This is a genomic window from Streptomyces recifensis, assembly GCF_002154615.1.
Classification (GTDB): Bacteria; Actinomycetota; Actinomycetes; order Streptomycetales; family Streptomycetaceae; genus Streptomyces; species Streptomyces griseoluteus.
Window position 1 is genome coordinate 1 of record NZ_MUNH01000809.1, and the last position, 2,337, is coordinate 2,337.

Annotated in this window: 1 pseudogene; it reads left to right on the top strand. The window is 71.8% G+C overall.

From position 1 onward, the window contains the following. Window positions 1–64: 64 nt before the first annotated feature. Window positions 65–2,337, top strand: a pseudogene (nirB, locus tag CCN33_RS29925) (nitrite reductase large subunit NirB); the annotation flags it as partial.

The following is a 2,337-nucleotide window of genomic DNA, read 5'->3' on the forward strand; positions in this document are numbered from 1 at the left end:
CCCTCCACCTCGGTGACCCGGCCACCGCCGTCGATCGCGCCGCCCGCACCGTCACCAGCTCCTCCGGCCCGCCTACGACCGCGTCCACCTGACGAGCTGGTTCTCCGGCACCAGCGCCGAGGAGCTGAGCCTGGTGCCCGACCGGTTCCTCGAGCGGCACGGCATCGCCCTCCACCTCGGTGACCCGGCCACCGCCGTCGATCGCGCCGCCCGCACCGTCACCAGCTCCTCCGGCCGCGTCCTGCGCTACGACGCGCTGGTCCTGGCCACCGGCTCGTACCCCTTCGTGCCGCCCGTGCCCGGCCATGACACCCCCGGCTGCCATGTGTACCGCACGCTCGAAGACGTCCGCGCCATCCGCGCGGACGCGGCACAGGCCCGTACCGGGATCGTCGTCGGCGGCGGACTGCTCGGCCTGGAGGCGGCGGGTGCTCTGCGCGCCCTCGGACTGGACACGCACGTGGTGGAGTTCGCCCCGCGACTGATGGCCCTCCAGGTGGACGAGGGCGGTGGGGCGGTACTGCGCCGCAAGATCGAGGAATTGGGCGTACGGGTGCACACCGGCACGGGCACCTCCGCCGTGGAGGCGGGCAGCGACGGACGTGTCCGCGCGGCGCGGCTGTCGGACGGCACCGAACTCGCCGCGGATCTCGTGGTGTTCTCTGCCGGGGTCCGCGCCCGTGATCAACTGGCCCGCGACTGCGGCCTGCACGTGGGCGAGCGCGGCGGGATCACCGTCGACACCGCCTGCCGTACCGCCGACCCGCACGTGTGGGCCATCGGTGAATGCGCCCGGGCGGCGGACGGCCGGGTGTACGGCCTGGTCGCCCCCGGCTATGCGATGGCCGAGACAGCGGCCCGCCAACTGTGCCGGGGGGAATCCCAGTTCACGGGCGCCGACCTCTCCACCAAACTCAAGCTGCTCGGCGTCGACGTGGCCAGCTTCGGCGACCCGCACGGCACCGCCGAGGGCGCGCTCGACGTCACCTTCACCGACAGCCGCTCCGGCGTCTACAAGAAGCTCGTCATCGGCACCGACGGCTCTCTCCTGGGCGGTGTCCTGGTGGGCGACACCGAGGCGTACGGCGTACTCCGCCCCCTGTCACTCGCCGGAAAGCCGCTGACCGTACCGCCGGAGCAGTTGGTACTGCCCCCGGCCCAAGGCGACCTTGCCACACCACGGTTGCCCGACGAGGCGGTGCTCTGCTCCTGCCACAACGTCACCGGCGGTGCCGTCCGCGCCGCCGTACGGGAACAGGGGCTCACCGGCGTCACCGAGGTCAAGAAGTGCACCAAGGCCGGTACCGGCTGCGGCAGTTGCCTGAAGACCCTCGCCACGGTGGTCCGGGACGAACTCGCCGCCTCCGGCACCGAGGTCTCCCGCGACCTGTGTGAGCACTTCGCCCACACCCGCGCCGAGCTCTACGAGATCGTCCGCGTCCGGGGCATCACCGACTTCACCACACTCGTCGACAGCCACGGCACCGGCGACGGCTGTGACGTCTGCAAGCCCGTGGTCGCCTCCATCCTGGCGAGCCTGGGCAACGGCCATGTCCTGGACGGCGAACAGGCGGCCCTCCAGGACACCAACGACCACCACCTCGCCAACCTCCAGCGCAACGGCTCCTACTCGGTCGTGCCGCGCGTCCCCGGCGGCGAGATCACCCCGGAGAAGCTCATCGTCATCGGTGAGGTGGCCCGCGACTTCGGCCTGTACACCAAGATCACCGGAGGTCAGCGCATCGATCTCTTCGGTGCCCGGGTCGACCAGCTCCCCGCCGTCTGGCGCCGTCTCGTCGACGCCGGCTTCGAGTCCGGGCACGCCTACGGCAAGTCGCTGCGCACGGTGAAGTCCTGCGTCGGGCAGACCTGGTGCCGGTACGGCGTGCAGGACTCCACCTCCCTCGCCATCGAGCTGGAGTTGCGCTACCGGGGGTTGCGCGCCCCGCACAAGCTGAAGTCCGCCGTCTCCGGGTGCGCCCGCGAGTGCGCGGAGGCCCAGTCGAAGGACTTCGGGATCATCGCCACCTCCACCGGCTGGAACCTCTACGTCGGCGGCAACGGCGGCACCACTCCGCGCCACGCCGACCTGCTCGCCACCGACCTGGACAAGGCGACCCTGATCCGCACCATCGACCGGTTCCTGATGTTCTACATCCGCACCGCCGACCGGCTGGAACGCACCGCGCCCTGGCTGGAGCGCCTCGAAGGCGGCCTGGACCACCTGCGGGCCGTCGTGCTGGACGACGCGCTGGGCATCGCGGCCGACCTCGACGCCCAGATGGCCCGCCATGTCTCCGGCTACGCGGACGAGTGGGCGGCCGTCCTGGACGACCC